Source organism: Massilia sp. Root418, assembly GCF_001425265.1.
Classification (GTDB): domain Bacteria; phylum Pseudomonadota; class Gammaproteobacteria; order Burkholderiales; family Burkholderiaceae_D; genus Rugamonas.
In genome coordinates this window covers 1,113,690-1,128,468 of sequence record NZ_LMEC01000011.1, presented here as the reverse complement: position 1 = coordinate 1,128,468, position 14,779 = coordinate 1,113,690, and the positions used below count along the sequence as shown (strand labels likewise).

The following is a 14,779-nucleotide window of genomic DNA, read 5'->3' as shown; positions in this document are numbered from 1 at the left end:
CCGCCGTCGAGCGTGATGCTGGATTGGCCGGCCTGCAGCACGATCTTTTTGCTGGCCTTGATTTCGATGCTGTCGTTGACGGAGATGACGGTGATCTCCTTGTCGGCCAGGATCTCCAGCTCGCGGTGTGCGCCTGCAGGGATACGGGGCCGTTGCCGGCGAAGGCCTGGATGCCGCCGGCGTGGCTGAAGAAGCTGGCCGCGTTGCCCGCCACCGACGATACGGTGTGTGCCGCCGCCAGGTGCAAATCGCCCTGCGAAGTCCATTGCAGCTGCTTGCCCGCGAAGAGGACGGTGGAGGCGGGCGTGGCCCAATTGATGCTGGCCGGGGCGTCCATCAGCACCAGCGGGGCGCCGAATTTTCCCACCGGCTTGCGCTGTCGGCTTCGCGCGAGCCGGCTTGCGCTTGACAGTGAGTACGAAAATGGACGAAGAGGTAAAACGCTGGACGGCCAAGCGCAAGAGCGCGCTGGTGCTGGAAATCATCCAGGGCAAAACGACGGTCGCGGAAGCAAGCCGTGCCTATGATTTGGCGCCGTCGGAGATTGAAGCCTGGGTTGACGAGTGCAAGCGCGGCATGGAGAACGCGCTGCGGGCCAACCCGCTCGACGTGCGTGAACAGTACGAGCGCCAGATCAAGGAATTGCAGGAGGCCTACGGSGAGGCGATGCTGGAGYTGCGGGTYCGAAAAAAGCTGMRGTCCCTGTTGGGCGAGGACGAGAAGTGATCGAGACGATCCGCCWGGGACTCAAAGCCGATGGACTGCACGTCTCGACAAGCAAGCTGTGCAAATGGCTGGAGGTGCCGCGCCGCACCGCCTACTACAAGCCGACCAAGGCGGCGCCGAAGGTGAAGCCCGAGCTGGMCGAGCCCATCAAAGCCATGATCGAGGAATCGCCGTCCTTCGGCTATCGCACGGWGGCGCASCTGCTGGGCATGAACAAGAATACCGTGCAGCGCATTTTCCAGCTAAAGGGCTGGCAGGTGCGTAAGCGGGCTATCGGCTTTCGGCCGCGCATCCAGGCCCGCGCATCCAGGCCTTGCCGTCAGTGGCACAGGCGCCCAATGAACGCTGGTCCAYCGACATGTGCCGAATCTGGGCCGGCAAGGATGGCTGGGCGACCTTAGCCTTGGTGATCGACTGCCACACCCGCGAGCTGTTGGGCTGGCATCTGTCGCGCAGCGGCAAGGCCYGCACAGCGTCAAGCGCCCTKGAGCATGCTCTGATTGCSCGTTTTGGCACGCTGGGCCGCGTGCCGGCGCCATTCCTGCTGCGCAGCGACAATGGCCTGGTGTTCACCAGCCRCAGCTTCACGGCCTTGGTGCGTGGTTACGGCCTGAGTCAGGAATTCATCACGCCACACTGCCCGCAGCAGAACGGGATGGTAGAGCGTGTCATCCGTACATTGAAGGAGCAGTGCACGCACCGGCACCGCTTCGAGACTTTGCAGCACGCCAGCCGCGTGATCGGCGACTGGATTCAGTTTTACAACCACAAGCGTCMGCACCAAGCGCTTCGGATGCAAAACGCACCGGCACCGCTTCGAGACTTTGCAGCACGCCAGCCGCGTGATCGGCGACTGGATTCAGTTTTACAACCACAAGCGTCCGCACCAAGCGCTTCGRATGCAAACCCCTGCGGCAGCTTTTGCATTAGCCGCGTAACCTGAGCAGATTCTGCTGGGTCATTACATCCCCTCGCCTACATAGAACCAGCGGACTCAGCCCCCCCCCGTCCCCAGCATAGTCTCCAGAAATGAAAAAAGGGGCTACACACCGAAGCATGTAACCCCTTGATTCTAACAACTAAAAATTCTGGCTCCCCGACCTGGACTCGAACCAGGGACCTGCGGATTAACAGTCCGTCGCTCTACCGACTGAGCTATCAGGGATTAGAGGCAAGATTATAGCCGCGCCGGTCCGATCCGACAAGTGCCGCATGGCAACCGTGCCGATTGGCATTTCAAGTGAAAAAGAAAAAAGCCCAGTGATTGCTCACTGGGCTTTTCAGAATTCTGGCTCCCCGACCTGGACTCGAACCAGGGACCTGCGGATTAACAGTCCGTCGCTCTACCGACTGAGCTATCAGGGATCAATCGAGCCAAACTGGTGCTTAGCTCGAAGAAACAAGATTTTAGAGGACTTTGGCGATGGCGTCAACCACCTTGTCGATATTGGTCGAGTTCAGCGCGGCCACGCAAATGCGGCCGGTGTCCACGGCGTAGATCGATTCGGCGCGCAGCGCGTCCACTTGCGCCTTGGTCAGGCCCGAGTAGGAGAACATGCCCACCTGCTCGCGCACGAATTCGAAGTCGTGCGCGGGCGCCTTTTCCTTCAGCTTCTTGACGAAAGCATCACGCATTTCCTTGATGCGCACGCGCATGGCGGCCAGCTCGTCTTCCCACAGCTGGCGCAGTTCCAGCGTGGTCAGCACGGTGGCCACCACTTTGCCGCCGTGTACGGGCGGGTTGGAGTAGTTGGTGCGTACCACGCGCTTGAGCTGCGACATCAGGCGCGCGGCTTCGTCGGCCGATGCGGCTACCACGCTCAGCGCGCCCACGCGCTCGCCGTACAGCGAGAACGACTTGGAGAACGAATTCGACACCAGCAGCGGACCGCCGGTGGCTGCAAAGCGTCGCACCACGGCGCCATCTTCGGCGATGCCGGAGCCGAAGCCCTGGTAAGCCATGTCCAGGAACGGCACCAGGCCGTTGGCGGCTACGACGGCGATAATCTCGTCCCACTGGGCCGAGGTCAGGTCGGCGCCGGTCGGGTTGTGGCAGCAGGCGTGCAGCAGCACGATGGAGCCGGCCGGCATGGCCTTGATGTCGGCCAGCATGCCGGCGAAGTTCACGCCGTGGGTGCCGGCGTCATAGTAGGTGTAGTTGTTGACCTTGAAACCGGCGCTTTCAAACAGCGCGCGGTGGTTTTCCCAGCTCGGGTCGCTGATGTAGACCTGGGCGCCCGGCGCGAAGCGCTGCAGGAAGTCGGCGCCGATTTTCAGCGCGCCGGTGCCGCCGATGGCTTGCACGGTCACTGCACGTTTCTCTTGAATTACGGCGCTGTCGGCGCCAAATACCAGCTCTTGCACTGCCTTGTCGTAAGCGGCCAGGCCTTCGATCGGCAGATAGGTGCGCGGGGTGGGCTGGGCGATCAGTGCCGCTTCCGCCTTCTGCACGCACGACAGCAGCGGAACCTTGCCGTTGTTGTCATAATAGACGCCTACGCCAAGATTGATCTTGGCCGGGTTGGTGTCGGCATTGAAGGCCTCGGTAATGCCGAGGATCGGGTCGCGCGGGGCCATCTCGATGGCGCTGAAAACGGAAGGGTTCGTCATGATAAGATTGGATTCGATTAGAAGCGGTTCGCAGCGGATACGTGTCAGCGCCCGAACAAAATCCGGTTTTAAGCGCCAACAATCGCATATTCTATCAAAGGTCTGACCCCATGGCTGATTCGCAACCTAATAATTCTGCAGCACCCACCGTTGTCACCTTCCCGGATTCGCCTTTCAAGCTGCACCAGCCTTTCCCGCCGGCAGGCGACCAGCCCACCGCGATCGACAGTTTGTGCGAGGGTATCAACGACGGTTTGTTCTTCCAGACCCTGCTCGGCGTGACCGGTTCCGGCAAGACCTACACCATGGCCAACGTGATCGCCCGCATGGGTCGTCCCGCCATCGTGTTCGCGCCCAACAAGACGCTGGCCGCGCAGCTCTACAGCGAGTTCCGCGAGTTCTTCCCGGAGAACGCGGTCGAGTACTTCGTGTCCTACTACGATTACTACCAGCCGGAAGCCTACGTGCCGCAGCGCGACCTGTTCATTGAAAAGGACTCGTCCATCAATGAGCACATCGAGCAGATGCGCCTGTCGTGCACCAAGTCGCTGATGGAACGGCGCGACGTGGTCATCGTGGCCACGGTGTCGGCCATTTACGGTATCGGTAACCCAAACGAATACCACCAGATGATTTTGACGCTGCGCCAGAAGGACCGCGTGGCCCAGCGCGACATCATCGCGCGCCTGATCCAGATGCAGTACACCCGCAACGAAGTGGACTTCGGGCGCGGCACCTTCCGCGTGCGCGGCGACACCATCGACATCTTCCCGGCCGAACACGCCGAACTGGCGGTGCGCCTGGAGATGTTTGACGACGAGCTGGAATCGATCCAGCTGTTCGACCCGCTGACCGGGCGCGTGCGCCAGAAGATTCCGCGCTTCACCGTCTACCCCGGCTCGCATTACGTGACGCCGCGCTCCACCGTGCTGCGCGCCATCGAGACTATCAAGGACGAGCTACGCGAGCGACTGGAATTCTTCCGCAAGGAGACCAAGCTGATTGAAGAGCAGCGCCTGGAACAGCGCACCCGCTTCGACCTGGAGATGATGGCGGAAATCGGCTTCACCAAGGGCATCGAGAACTACTCGCGGCACCTGAGCGGCGCCCTGCCCGGCCAGCCGCCGCCTACCCTGGTGGACTACCTGCCGCCGGACGCGCTGATGTTCCTGGACGAGTCGCACGTGCTGATCGGCCAGCTCTCGGCCATGTACAACGGCGACCGTTCGCGCAAGACCAACCTGGTGGACTACGGCTTCCGCCTGCCGTCCGCGCTGGACAACCGTCCGCTGAAGTTCGAGGAATTCGAATCGAAGATGCGGCAGACGGTGTTCGTCTCGGCCACCCCGGCCGACTACGAGAACAGCCATGCCGACCAGGTGGTGGAACAGGTGGTACGGCCGACCGGCTTGGTGGACCCGCTGGTGATTGTGCGTCCGGCCCGCACCCAGGTGGACGACCTGATGTCGGAGATCCAGGACCGCATCGCCAAGAACGAGCGCGTGCTGGTCACCACGCTGACCAAGCGCATGGCCGAGCAGCTCACCGAATACCTGGGCGACCACGGCATCAAGGTGCGCTACCTGCACAGCGATATCGAGACGGTGGAGCGGGTGGAAATCCTGCGCGACCTGCGCATCGGCACCTTCGACGTGCTGGTCGGGATCAACCTGCTGCGCGAGGGCCTGGACTTGCCCGAGGTGTCGCTGGTGGCCATCCTGGATGCGGACAAGGAAGGTTTCCTGCGTTCGGAGCGCTCGCTGATCCAGACCATCGGCCGCGCGGCGCGCAACCTGAACGGCGTGGCGCTGCTGTACGCGGACCGCATGACCGACTCGATGGAGCGCGCCATCGGCGAGACCGAGCGCCGCCGCGCCAAGCAGATCGCCTTCAACGCCGCCAACGGCATCGTGCCGCGCGGCGTGCACAAGGTGATCCGGGACATGATCGACGGCGTCTACAGCCCGCAGGATGCGCGCGAACAGCTGGAAGTGGCGCAGGAAGCAGCCAAGTACGAGTCCATGAGCGAGAAGCAGGTCAGCAAGGAGATCAAGCGCCTGGAGAAGGCCATGCTGGACCACGCCAAGAACCTGGAGTTCGAAAAGGCCGCGCAGGTGCGCGACCAGCTGCATGTGCTCAAACAGCAGCTGTTCGGCGCTCCCGGCGCGGACAACGTGGCGTAAATACGGCGGGTTACGCGCTGCCGCGCTAACCCGCCCTACGCAGCCCAACATGGCCAAACGAGGCCCCCACGCGGCCCTACGCGGCCACGGCGTCCGTAGGGCGGGTTAGCGCGCAGCGCGTAACCCGCCGTGCGTCACAGCGTCTTCGCAAACTCCCGGATCCCCCCCAGCAGCATCTCGATCGACATCGCGGCCAGGATCAGCCCCATAAGGCGTTCAAACGCCGTCATCACTTGCGGGCCGAGCACCTTTTGCAGGCGCTCGGCGCCGAGGAACACAGCCAGCCACACCACCACCACCGCTGCCAGCGCGGCCACGTGGATCAGCACTTCTCCGGTGCTCTCGCGCGAGAACAGCAGCACCGTGGCCAGTGCCGACGGGCCGGCCAGCGCCGGGATCGCGAGCGGCACAATGAACGGCTCGCCGCCCTCATTACGCCCCAGCACACCGTCCGGATGCGGGAAGATCATGCGGATGGCGATCAGCAGCAGGATCACGCTGCCGGCAATGCGCAGCGACGCTTCGGACAATTGCAGCGCCTCCAGGAAGTGGCGGCCGAAGAACATGAAGATCAGCAGCACCACGAAAGCGATCATGCATTCGCGGACCACGATGCGCGGACGGCGCGCGGGCGGTACGGCATTGAGCGCGGTGGCGAACAACGGCACATTGCCGAAGGGGTCGGTCACCAGCAGGAGCAGGATGAAGGTCTGGAAAAAGTTCTGGGTCATGAATGGCTTTCGGGATAGGCAGCGGGAGTTTACTACACGGCCGGGGCACGGCGGCGAATGCTGCTAGAATTGCACGATGCGTAAATTGTTTCTGATCCTGCTGCTTGCCATGCTGCCGGTCCAGTATGTCTGGTCCGCGGCTGCGGCTTACTGCGGCCATGAACAGGAAAAGACGCAGCATTTCGGCCACCACGCGCACCAGCACAACGCACAAGCGGGAACGCTTGACGGCGATGACGATGGCGATGGCGGCGATGGCCACGGCAAGCTGCCCGGCAAAGCCAAGGTGCACGCGGATTGCGCGGTATGCCACCACGCGGTTCAGGCGTCGCTGCTTTCCGGGATGGCACCGCCGCCGGACGCCGCCGGTTTAAGCTACCCTCCCCCCTCCGATTTCCGTTTCACCTCGCACATCGCCGACGGGCCGAAAAAGCCCGATTGGCATCCCGCTGCCTAGCGCGGCGGGACTCCCTCTACCTCACTGAAGTCCCGTCGAATTTCTTTTCCCGATACCGGAGAATTCGATGGTCAAATTCCTTTGGCCGCTAGCCATGGCGACGCTCGTCGCGCCCATGCATGCGGCCGCACAAAAAACGGAGCCGCAACCGGCTCTCACCTTGCGTGCCGCCCTGGCGCTGGCTGCGCAAGCTAACCCCGTGCTGGCAGCGGCACGCCATGAGGCCGAGTCGCAGGACGGCCTGGTCATGCAGGCGTCCGCGCGGCCCAATCCCACGCTGGTATTTGAGCGTCTGGGGCGCAGTGGCACTAGTGCCGGCAGTAGCGGCGAAGCCGACGGCGAGAAAACCTGGCAGCTCAGCCAGCCGCTGGAACTGGGCGGCAAGCGCGCGGCCCGCATGGCCGCGGCGCAGCGCGGCCGCGACGCGGCCGGCGCCGTCCTGGAAGCGCAGCGCATGGAGTTGCATGCGGCCGTGGTGACGGCCTTCTATGACGTGCTGGTGGCGCAGGAACGCCTGCGCCTGGCGCAAGACGGCAGCGACCTGGCGCAGCGCGCCACACAGGCCGCCAGCAAGCGCGTGGCCGCAGGCAAAGTGTCACCGGTCGATGAGACCAAGGCCAGGCTGGCTGAAGCCAACGTACGGCTGGAGCAATCCAACGCGGTGGCGGCACTGGCCTCGGCGCGCGAGCGGCTGGCGGCCTATTGGCGGCAGCCGGCCGCTAGCGGCGCGGCACGCGTAGAGCACACGGCCAGCCCGGCCGGCGCTGACGACTCTGGCGGCGCGGGTGGCTCTGGCAGCTCTGGCAGCTCTGGCAGCTCCGGCAGCTCTGGCAGCTCCGGCAGCTCTGGCAGCTCTGGCAGCTCCGGCAGCTCTGGCGGCTACGGCGGCTACGGCGGCTACGACGGCGCCGGGGCGCCGGGCGGTTTTGAGCGCGTAGAAGGCGATATCGGCATGCTGCCGGAGCCGCCGTCGGCCGAGGCGATGGCAAGCTGGCGCGCGCAGTCGCCCGCCCTGATGCCAGCGAGGCTGGAGCTGGAGCGCCGCAAGGCTGTGGCGCGGCTGGAGCTGGCGAACCGCGCGCCGGACCTGACGGTAAGCGTGGGCAGCAAGCGCATGTCGGACCCGTCGCGCAGCCAGACCCTGATCGGCTTGTCGTTGCCGCTGCCGCTATTCGACCGCAACCAGGGCAACGTGCTGGCGGCGCAACGCCAGGCCGACAAGGCCGATGCCGAACTGGCTGGCGCCGCCATGCGGCTGGAGTCCGAGCTGGCGCAGTCGGTGCAGGCGCTGCGCGCCGCGCGGCAGGCGCTGGACCTGCTGCGCAACGAGATCCTCCCCGCCGCACAGCAGGCCAGCGAGGCCGTCCGCAAGGGCTTCGAATTCGGCAAACACAACTTCCTCGACGTGCTCGACGCGCAGCGCACGCTGCTGCAGGCGCGCGCGCAGTACCTGACGACGCTGTCGGACGGGCACCGCGCAGCTGCCGCCATCGAACGCATTCTCGGCCACACCGCGCCGGCTAACGAACACTGAACCGCCATGAAACTGACCAAAAAACAAACCATCGCCATCGCAGCCATTGTGCTGTGCGGCGCGGCGCTCGCAGCGCTCATCATAATGCCGCGCGCGCAAAACGGCGCGATGCACGAAGCTGCACATAGCGAGCAAGACGAGAAAGACGAGCATGGCGGTGCGCACGGCAAGGAAGACGCCCATGGCAAGGCCGGGCAGCCGGAACACGCGGACGAGCCCCTGCAAGCCACCTTCAGTGCGGAACAGATCAAGACCGCAGGCATTACGCTGGCGGTGGCGGGACCGGCGCCCATCGTGCCCGCCATCGCGCTGTCCGGCGAAATCCGCTACGACGGCGACCGCACCGCCCACGTGGTGCCGCGCCTGGCCGGCATGGTTGAAAGCGTGAACGCCGAACTGGGCCAGCAAGTCAAAAAGGGCCAGGTGCTGGCCGTCCTGTCCAGCCGCGAGTTGTCCGAACTGCGCAGCGAGCTGCTGTCGGCGCGCCAGCGCCAGTCGCTGGCGCAAACGCTGCTGGCGCGCGAGCGCAAGCTGTGGGAAGAGCGCATCTCGGCCGAGCAGGACTACCTGCAGGCGCAGCAGCAAGCCAATGAAGCGGGCATCGCCGTGCGCAACGCGCAGCAGAAACTCGACGCGCTGGGCGCCGCCTCCGGGTCCGCGCCGCACTCCGGCGCCGGCCCGCTGAACCGCTACGAAGTACGCGCGCCGTTCGACGGCACGGTGCTGGAAAAGCATATCGCCGCAGGCGAAGCGGTGAAGGAGGACGCCAACATCTTCACCCTGTCTGACCTGTCCAGCGTGTGGGCCGAGTTCGCGGTTACGGCGCCACACCTCGACGCGGTGCGCGTGGGACAGCAGGCCTCGGTGACATCGGTATCGTCCGGCGCCAGCGCGATCGGCACGGTTGCCTACGTAGGCGCCCTGCTGGGCGAACAAACTCGCGCGGCCACCGCGCGCATCCGCCTGAAGAACCCCGGCACCGCCTGGCGCCCCGGCCTGTTCGTCAACGTGCGCGTTTTCCCGCCGGCCGCCGACGCGGCCAACGCCGTCACGGCAGCCGTGGCGGTGCAAAGCAGCGCCGTGCAGACGCTGGAAGGAAAACCGGCCATCTTCGTGCGTACGCCGGCCGGCTTCGCCGCACAAACAGTGGCGCTGGGCCGCGGCGACGGCAAGCTGGTGGAAGTGCTGTCCGGCCTGAAGCCAGGCGCGCAATACGCGGCGGACGGCAGCTTCGCCATCAAGGCCGAACTGGGCAAGTCCGACAACGAACACGCCCACTGACGCGAAAGGCCAATCATCATGTTTGAACGACTGATACGCGCCGCCATCGCGCAGCGCTGGCTGGTGATGCTGCTGGTGCTGGGCATGGCCGCGCTGGGCGTCTACAACTACCAGCGCCTGCCGGTGGACGCGGTGCCGGACATAACCAACGTCCAGGTGCAGATCAACACGGCAGCCCCGGGCCACTCGCCGCTGGAAACCGAACAGCGCATCTCACTGCCGCTGGAAACGGCTATGGCCGGGCTGCCGCAGCTGGACCAGACCCGCTCCCTGTCTCGTTACGGCCTGTCGCAGATCACTGTCACATTCAAGGACGGCACCGACATCTATTTCGCGCGCCAGCTGGTGAGCGAGCGCCTGCAGGAAGCGCGCGCGCGCCTGCCCAGGGACGCCTACCCCGCCCTGGGCCCCATCTCCACCGGCCTGGGCGAAATCTACCTGTGGACGGTGGAGACAACAGAAGGCGCAAAGAAGCCCGACGGCACGCCCTACACGCCGACCGACCTGCGCGACATCCAGGACTGGATCATCAAGCCGCAGCTGCGCACCGTGCCGGGCGTGACCGAGATCAATTCGATCGGTGGCTACGCCCGCGAATACCAGGTGGCGCCCAATCCGGACAAGCTGGCCTCCTACGGCCTGACCGTGCGCGACGTGGTGGCCGCGCTGGAGCGCAACAACGGCAACACCGGCGCCGGCTACATTGAACGCAACGGCGAGCAGCTTCTGGTGCGCGCGCCCGGCCAGCTGGCCACGCTGGACGACATCGCCAACGTGGTGCTCACCAGTGCGGACGGCATTCCCGTGCGCGTGCGCGATATCGGCGACGTGATCGAAGGGCGCGAGCTGCGCACCGGCGCCGCCACCGAGAATGGCCGTGAAGTGGTGCTGGGCACGGTGTTCATGCTGATCGGCCAGAACAGCCGCACGGTGGCGCGTGCGGTGGACCAGCGCATGGCGGAGATCAACCGCAGCCTGCCCGCGGGCGTGCACGCGGTCACCGTGTATGACCGCACCACGCTGGTCGACAGGGCCATCGCCACCGTGCGCACCAACCTGCTGGAAGGCGCGGTGCTGGTGGTGGCAGTGCTGTTCGCCTTCCTCGGCAACCTGCGCGCCGCGCTGATCACCGCCATGGTGATCCCGCTCTCCATGCTGTTCACCTTTACCGGGATGGTGTCGTACAAGGTGAGCGCCAACCTGCTCAGCCTTGGCGCGCTGGACTTCGGCATCATTGTCGACGGTGCGGTGGTCATCGTGGAAAACTGCGTGCGGCGGCTGGCGCACGCGCAGGCCGCGCTGGGGCGCCCGCTCACGCGCAGCGAGCGCACGGACGAAGTGTTCGCCGCCGCGCGCGAATCGCGCCGGCCGCTGCTGTTCGGGCAGCTCATCATCATGGCCGTGTACCTGCCCATTTTCGCCTTCAGCGGCGTGGAGGGCCGCATGTTCCACCCGATGGCGCTCACCGTGGTGATCGCGCTGTTCGGGGCCATGGTGCTGTCGATGACCTTTGTACCGGCCGCCGTGGCGCTGTTCATCGGCGAGCGCGTCAGTGAAAAAGAGAACGCCGTGATGCGTACGGCCGCGCGCTGGTACGCGCCGCTGCTGGACCTGGCCCTGGCCAACAAGCCGGTGGTGCTGGCCTTCGCGGCGGTGGCGGTGCTGCTGTCGGCGCTGCTGGCCTCGCGCATGGGCAGCGAGTTCGTGCCCAGCCTGGACGAAGGCGACATCGCGCTGCAGACCCTGCGCATTCCCGGCACCAGCCTGACGCAGTCGGTGGCCATGCAGCAGCAGCTGGAACGCAAGCTGATGAAGGAGTTCCCCGAGATCGAGCGCGTGTTCGCGCGCATCGGCACGGCGGAAGTGGCGTCCGATCCAATGCCGCCCAACAGTGCGGACGGCTTCATCATGTTCAAGCCGCGCGACCAGTGGCCCAGGCCGCGCAAGACGCGCGAGCAGCTGGAGGCGGCCATCCGCGCCAGCGTGGCGCAGGTGCCCGGCAACAGCTACGAGTTCTCCCAGCCCATCCAGCTGCGCTTCAACGAGCTGATTTCAGGCGTGCGCAGCGACGTGGCCGTGAAGGTGTTTGGCGATGACATGGCGGTGCTGAACGGTACCGCAGCGAAGATCGCCGCCACCTTGGAAAAAGTGCCCGGCGCCAGCGAAGTGAAGGTGGAACAGACCAGCGGCCTGCCGGTGCTGACGGTGGCGGTCGACCGCGCCAGGCTGGCCCGCTATGGGGTGAACGCGGCCGACGTGCAGGAGACCGTGGCGGTGGCCGTGGGCGGCCAGCAGGCCGGCGACGTGTTCCAGGGCGACCGCCGCTTCGACCTGGTGGTGCGGCTGCCGGAGTCCATGCGCAGCGACCTTGATGCCATCCGGCGGCTGCCGATTGCGCTGCCGGGCAAGGGCTTCATTGCGCTGGGCGAAGTGGCGTCGCTGGAGATTGCGCCGGGGCCGAACCAGGTCAGCCGCGAACAGGGCAAGCGGCGCGTGGTGGTCAGCGCCAACGTGCGCGGGCGCGACATCGGTTCCTTCGTGGCGGAAGCCGAACAGGCCATACGCCGGCAGGTGCAACTGCCGCCGGCCTACTGGATCACCTGGGGCGGACAGTTCGAGCAGCTGCAGTCTGCCGTGCAGCGCCTCAAGCTGGTGGTGCCGGCGGCGCTGCTGCTGGTGCTTGCGCTGCTGTTTGCCATGTTCGGCAATTTGCGGGACGGGTTGCTGGTGTTTAGCGGGATTCCGTTCGCGCTCACCGGCGGCATTGCCGCGCTGGCGCTGCGCGGGTTGCCGCTGTCGGTTTCGGCGGCGGTGGGGTTTATCGCGCTGTCCGGGGTGGCGGTGCTCAACGGCCTGGTGCTGATTTCCTTCATCCGCAGCCTGCGCGGGCAGGGCCGCACGGTGGATGAGGCGATCCGGGAAGGCGCGCTGGGCCGCCTGCGGCCGGTGCTGATGACGGCGCTGGTGGCAGCACTGGGCTTCGTGCCGATGGCGCTGGCTACCGGCACCGGCGCCGAGGTGCAGCGGCCGCTGGCCACCGTCGTCATCGGCGGCATCCTGTCGTCCACCGTGCTGACCATGCTGGTGCTGCCGATGCTGTACCGGCTCGCGCACGGCGGGTTACGCGCTGCGCGCTAACCCGCGTAACCCGCCGATATTGACGGGACGCGRACCGTAGGGCGGGTTAGCGGCATGCCGCGTAACCCGCCGATATTGACGGGACGCGGACCGTAGGGCGGGTTAGCGGCGCGCCGCGTAACCCGCCGATATTGACGGGGCGCGGACCGTAGCGCGGGTTAGCGGCGCGCCGCGTAACCCGCCAACACGCGGCGCAAAAAAAAGCGGCCTGCATGCAGGCCGCTTCTTTGCGCAGGGACGCTGCTTACTTCGACGCTTCGCCCTTTTTAATCCACGCCGCCAGCTGGTGCGGGCGGATGCCGTCGTAGTCTTCGAACGGCTGGTGGATCCACGGGTTGTGCGGCAGTTCTTCCATCTGGTAGTCCGGACGGAACGCCGAGCTGCCCTTGGTCCAGATCACGGCCGACTTCACTTCGGTCACGCCTTCGAAGTTCTGCTTCAGGTGCTCCATGACCTTGATCAGGGTGACGCCCGAATCGGCCAGGTCGTCCACCAGCAGGATGCGGCCCGACAGCGGACCTTTGGTCATCGTCATGTACTTGGCGATGTCCAGGTCGCCCTGCACGGTACCCTTGTCGGCGCGGTAGGAGCTGGTCGACAGGATCGCCAGCGGCACGTCGAAAATACGCGAGAACACGTCGCCGGGACGCACGCCGCCGCGCGCCAGGCACAGGACCATGTCGAACTTCCAGCCCGATTCATGCACCTTGAGCGCCAGGCGCTCGATCAGGCGGTGGTATTCATCCCAGGACACCCACAGGTGCTTGTCATCGGATTGAGGGGTGCTCATTAGTTCTATCCTTCTTACTCGTACGGATGGCGCAGTACGATGGTCTCTTCGCGGTCAGGGCCGGTCGATACCATATCCACTGGCACGCCAACCAGTTCTTCGATGCGCTTGATGTAAGCGCGCGCGTTTGCAGGCAGCGCGGCCAGCGATTTAGCGCCGACAGTGCTTTCGCTCCAGCCAGGCATCTCTTCATAGATGGGCTGGCAGCGGCCTGCGTCCTCTGCGCCGACCGGGAAGATGTCCACGGTGCGGCCGTCCAGCGTGTAGCTGGTGCAGATTTTGATGGTTTCCAGGCCGTCCATGACGTCCAGCTTGGTGATGCACATGCCGGACACGCCGTTGATCTGGACCGAGCGGCGCAGCAGCGCGGCGTCGAACCAGCCGCAGCGGCGGGCGCGGCCCGTGACGGTGCCGAACTCGTGGCCGACCGACGACAGGTGGTGGCCAACGCCGGCATCGGTAGGCAGTTCCGAAGGGAACGGGCCGGAGCCGACGCGGGTGGTGTAGGCCTTGGTGATGCCCAGGATGTAGTGCAGCATGCCCGGTCCCACGCCGGCGCCGGCAGCGGCGTTGCCGGCCACGCAGTTCGACGAAGTGACGAACGGATAGGTGCCGTGGTCCACGTCCAGCAGCGAGCCTTGCGCGCCTTCGAACAGCAGGTTGCCGCCGGCCTTGTGCGCGGCGTACAGCGCGCTCGACACGTCGGTCACCATCGGGCGCAGGCGCGGCACGTAGGCCAGCGCGTCGTCCAGGGTCTTCTGGTAGTCGACCTTCGGTGCCTTCAGGTAGTTTTCCAGCACGAAGTTGTGGTAGTCCAGGTTTTCGCGCAGCTTCTCGGCCAGGCGGTCTTCGTTCAGCAGGTCGGCGATGCGGATGGCGCGGCGCGCCACCTTGTCTTCATAGGCCGGGCCGATGCCCTTGCCGGTGGTGCCGATCTTGGCGGCGCCGCGGGCCGCTTCGCGGGCCGCGTCCAGCGCGCTGTGGTAAGGGAAGATAACCGGGCACGCCTCGGAGATCTTCAGGCGCGAAGCCACTTCCACGCCGACCGCTTCCAGCTTGTCGATCTCGCGCAGCACGTCCGGCACCGACACCACCACACCGTTGCCGATGTAGCAGGCCACGCCTGGACGCATGATGCCCGACGGGATCAGCTGCAGCGCGGTTTTCACGCCGCCGATGACCAGCGTGTGGCCGGCGTTGTGGCCGCCCTGGAAACGCACCACGCCTTGGGCGTGATCGGTCAGCCAATCAACGATTTTACCTTTGCCTTCATCGCCCCATTGGGTGCCGATGACAACCACGTTCTTTGCCATATTTTTTTTCGACATC

11 protein-coding genes, 2 tRNA genes and 2 pseudogenes are annotated in these 14,779 nt (G+C 65.5%); 8 read left to right on the top strand and 7 right to left on the bottom strand.

Going from position 1 to position 14,779, the window contains the following annotated elements; genetic code table 11:
- Positions 1-337: pseudogene (locus ASC94_RS12510) on the bottom strand (DUF2345 domain-containing protein); the annotation flags it as partial.
- Between the two features lie 74 nt (positions 338-411).
- Here ASC94_RS12510 and ASC94_RS12505 point away from each other — a divergent pair.
- The 3 genes and pseudogenes from ASC94_RS12505 (at position 412) to ASC94_RS31785 (ending at position 1,664) form a co-directional block, all read left to right on the top strand.
- Complete coding sequence (locus ASC94_RS12505; RefSeq protein ID WP_056394911.1) at positions 412-726, top strand: DUF1153 domain-containing protein; 315 nt, start codon at positions 412-414, stop codon at positions 724-726.
- A gap of 358 nt (positions 727-1,084) precedes the next feature.
- A pseudogene (locus tag ASC94_RS33660) lies at positions 1,085-1,471 on the top strand (transposase); the annotation flags it as partial.
- Positions 1,472-1,568: 97 nt separating this feature from the next.
- Positions 1,569-1,664 carry an integrase core domain-containing protein gene (locus ASC94_RS31785; protein ID WP_229417250.1) on the top strand — a complete coding sequence of 32 codons (96 nt, stop codon included), beginning with the start codon at positions 1,569-1,571 and terminating at the stop codon, positions 1,662-1,664.
- Between the two features lie 151 nt (positions 1,665-1,815).
- Here ASC94_RS31785 and ASC94_RS12495 read toward each other — a convergent pair.
- From ASC94_RS12495 to ASC94_RS12485, 3 genes are all read right to left on the bottom strand, one after another.
- Positions 1,816-1,891 (bottom strand) — tRNA-Asn (locus tag ASC94_RS12495).
- Between the two features lie 124 nt (positions 1,892-2,015).
- Positions 2,016-2,091 (bottom strand) — tRNA-Asn (locus ASC94_RS12490).
- 42 nt (positions 2,092-2,133) lie between these two features.
- On the bottom strand, positions 2,134-3,336 hold the full coding sequence (locus tag ASC94_RS12485; protein WP_056394909.1) for an amino acid aminotransferase: 1,203 nt from the start codon (positions 3,334-3,336) through the stop codon (positions 2,134-2,136).
- A gap of 110 nt (positions 3,337-3,446) precedes the next feature.
- Between ASC94_RS12485 and uvrB the strand changes: the two genes are divergently transcribed.
- Positions 3,447-5,519, top strand: a complete 2,073-nt coding sequence (gene uvrB, locus ASC94_RS12480; RefSeq protein ID WP_056394907.1) for an excinuclease ABC subunit UvrB — start codon at positions 3,447-3,449, stop codon at positions 5,517-5,519.
- A 134-nt stretch (positions 5,520-5,653) separates the two neighbouring features.
- Here uvrB and ASC94_RS12475 read toward each other — a convergent pair whose 3' ends face one another.
- Positions 5,654-6,250 (bottom strand): MarC family protein, encoded by a 597-nt coding sequence (locus tag ASC94_RS12475; RefSeq protein ID WP_056394905.1) that lies wholly within the window; start codon positions 6,248-6,250, stop codon positions 5,654-5,656.
- A gap of 76 nt (positions 6,251-6,326) precedes the next feature.
- On the opposite strand from ASC94_RS12475, the gene ASC94_RS12470 reads away from it, so the two are divergent.
- From ASC94_RS12470 to ASC94_RS12455, 4 genes are all read left to right on the top strand, one after another.
- The gene (locus ASC94_RS12470) at positions 6,327-6,707 is read left to right on the top strand and encodes a DUF2946 family protein (RefSeq protein WP_056394903.1); all 381 of its coding nucleotides are present in this window, start codon (positions 6,327-6,329) and stop codon (positions 6,705-6,707) included.
- 67 nt (positions 6,708-6,774) lie between these two features.
- Positions 6,775-8,241, top strand: a complete 1,467-nt coding sequence (locus ASC94_RS32525; RefSeq protein ID WP_056394901.1) for a TolC family protein — start codon at positions 6,775-6,777, stop codon at positions 8,239-8,241.
- A gap of 6 nt (positions 8,242-8,247) precedes the next feature.
- On the top strand, positions 8,248-9,522 hold the full coding sequence (locus ASC94_RS12460) for an efflux RND transporter periplasmic adaptor subunit (protein WP_056394899.1): 1,275 nt from the start codon (positions 8,248-8,250) through the stop codon (positions 9,520-9,522).
- 18 nt (positions 9,523-9,540) lie between these two features.
- Positions 9,541-12,660, top strand: a complete 3,120-nt coding sequence (locus tag ASC94_RS12455; protein ID WP_056394897.1) for an efflux RND transporter permease subunit — start codon at positions 9,541-9,543, stop codon at positions 12,658-12,660.
- Positions 12,661-12,904: 244 nt separating this feature from the next.
- On the opposite strand, the gene ASC94_RS12450 is transcribed toward ASC94_RS12455, so the two are convergent.
- Positions 12,905-13,450, bottom strand: coding sequence for a phosphoribosyltransferase (locus tag ASC94_RS12450; RefSeq protein WP_056394896.1), 546 nt, complete (start codon positions 13,448-13,450; stop codon positions 12,905-12,907).
- 14 nt (positions 13,451-13,464) lie between these two features.
- Positions 13,465-14,778 carry an adenylosuccinate synthase gene (locus ASC94_RS12445; RefSeq protein ID WP_056394894.1) on the bottom strand — a complete coding sequence of 438 codons (1,314 nt, stop codon included), beginning with the start codon at positions 14,776-14,778 and terminating at the stop codon, positions 13,465-13,467.
- Position 14,779 lies beyond the last annotated feature (1 nt).

Coding starts and splice junctions, on each gene's coding strand:
- ASC94_RS12485 (WP_056394909.1), bottom strand. CDS start 3,336: ATGACGAACCCTTCCGTTTTCAGCGCCATCGAGATGGCCCCGCGCGAC.
- uvrB (WP_056394907.1), top strand. CDS start 3,447: ATGGCTGATTCGCAACCTAATAATTCTGCAGCACCCACCGTTGTCACC.
- ASC94_RS12475 (WP_056394905.1), bottom strand. CDS start 6,250: ATGACCCAGAACTTTTTCCAGACCTTCATCCTGCTCCTGCTGGTGACC.
- ASC94_RS12470 (WP_056394903.1), top strand. CDS start 6,327: ATGCGTAAATTGTTTCTGATCCTGCTGCTTGCCATGCTGCCGGTCCAG.
- ASC94_RS32525 (WP_056394901.1), top strand. CDS start 6,775: ATGGTCAAATTCCTTTGGCCGCTAGCCATGGCGACGCTCGTCGCGCCC.
- ASC94_RS12460 (WP_056394899.1), top strand. CDS start 8,248: ATGAAACTGACCAAAAAACAAACCATCGCCATCGCAGCCATTGTGCTG.
- ASC94_RS12455 (WP_056394897.1), top strand. CDS start 9,541: ATGTTTGAACGACTGATACGCGCCGCCATCGCGCAGCGCTGGCTGGTG.
- ASC94_RS12450 (WP_056394896.1), bottom strand. CDS start 13,450: ATGAGCACCCCTCAATCCGATGACAAGCACCTGTGGGTGTCCTGGGAT.
- ASC94_RS12445 (WP_056394894.1), bottom strand. CDS start 14,778: ATGTCGAAAAAAAATATGGCAAAGAACGTGGTTGTCATCGGCACCCAA.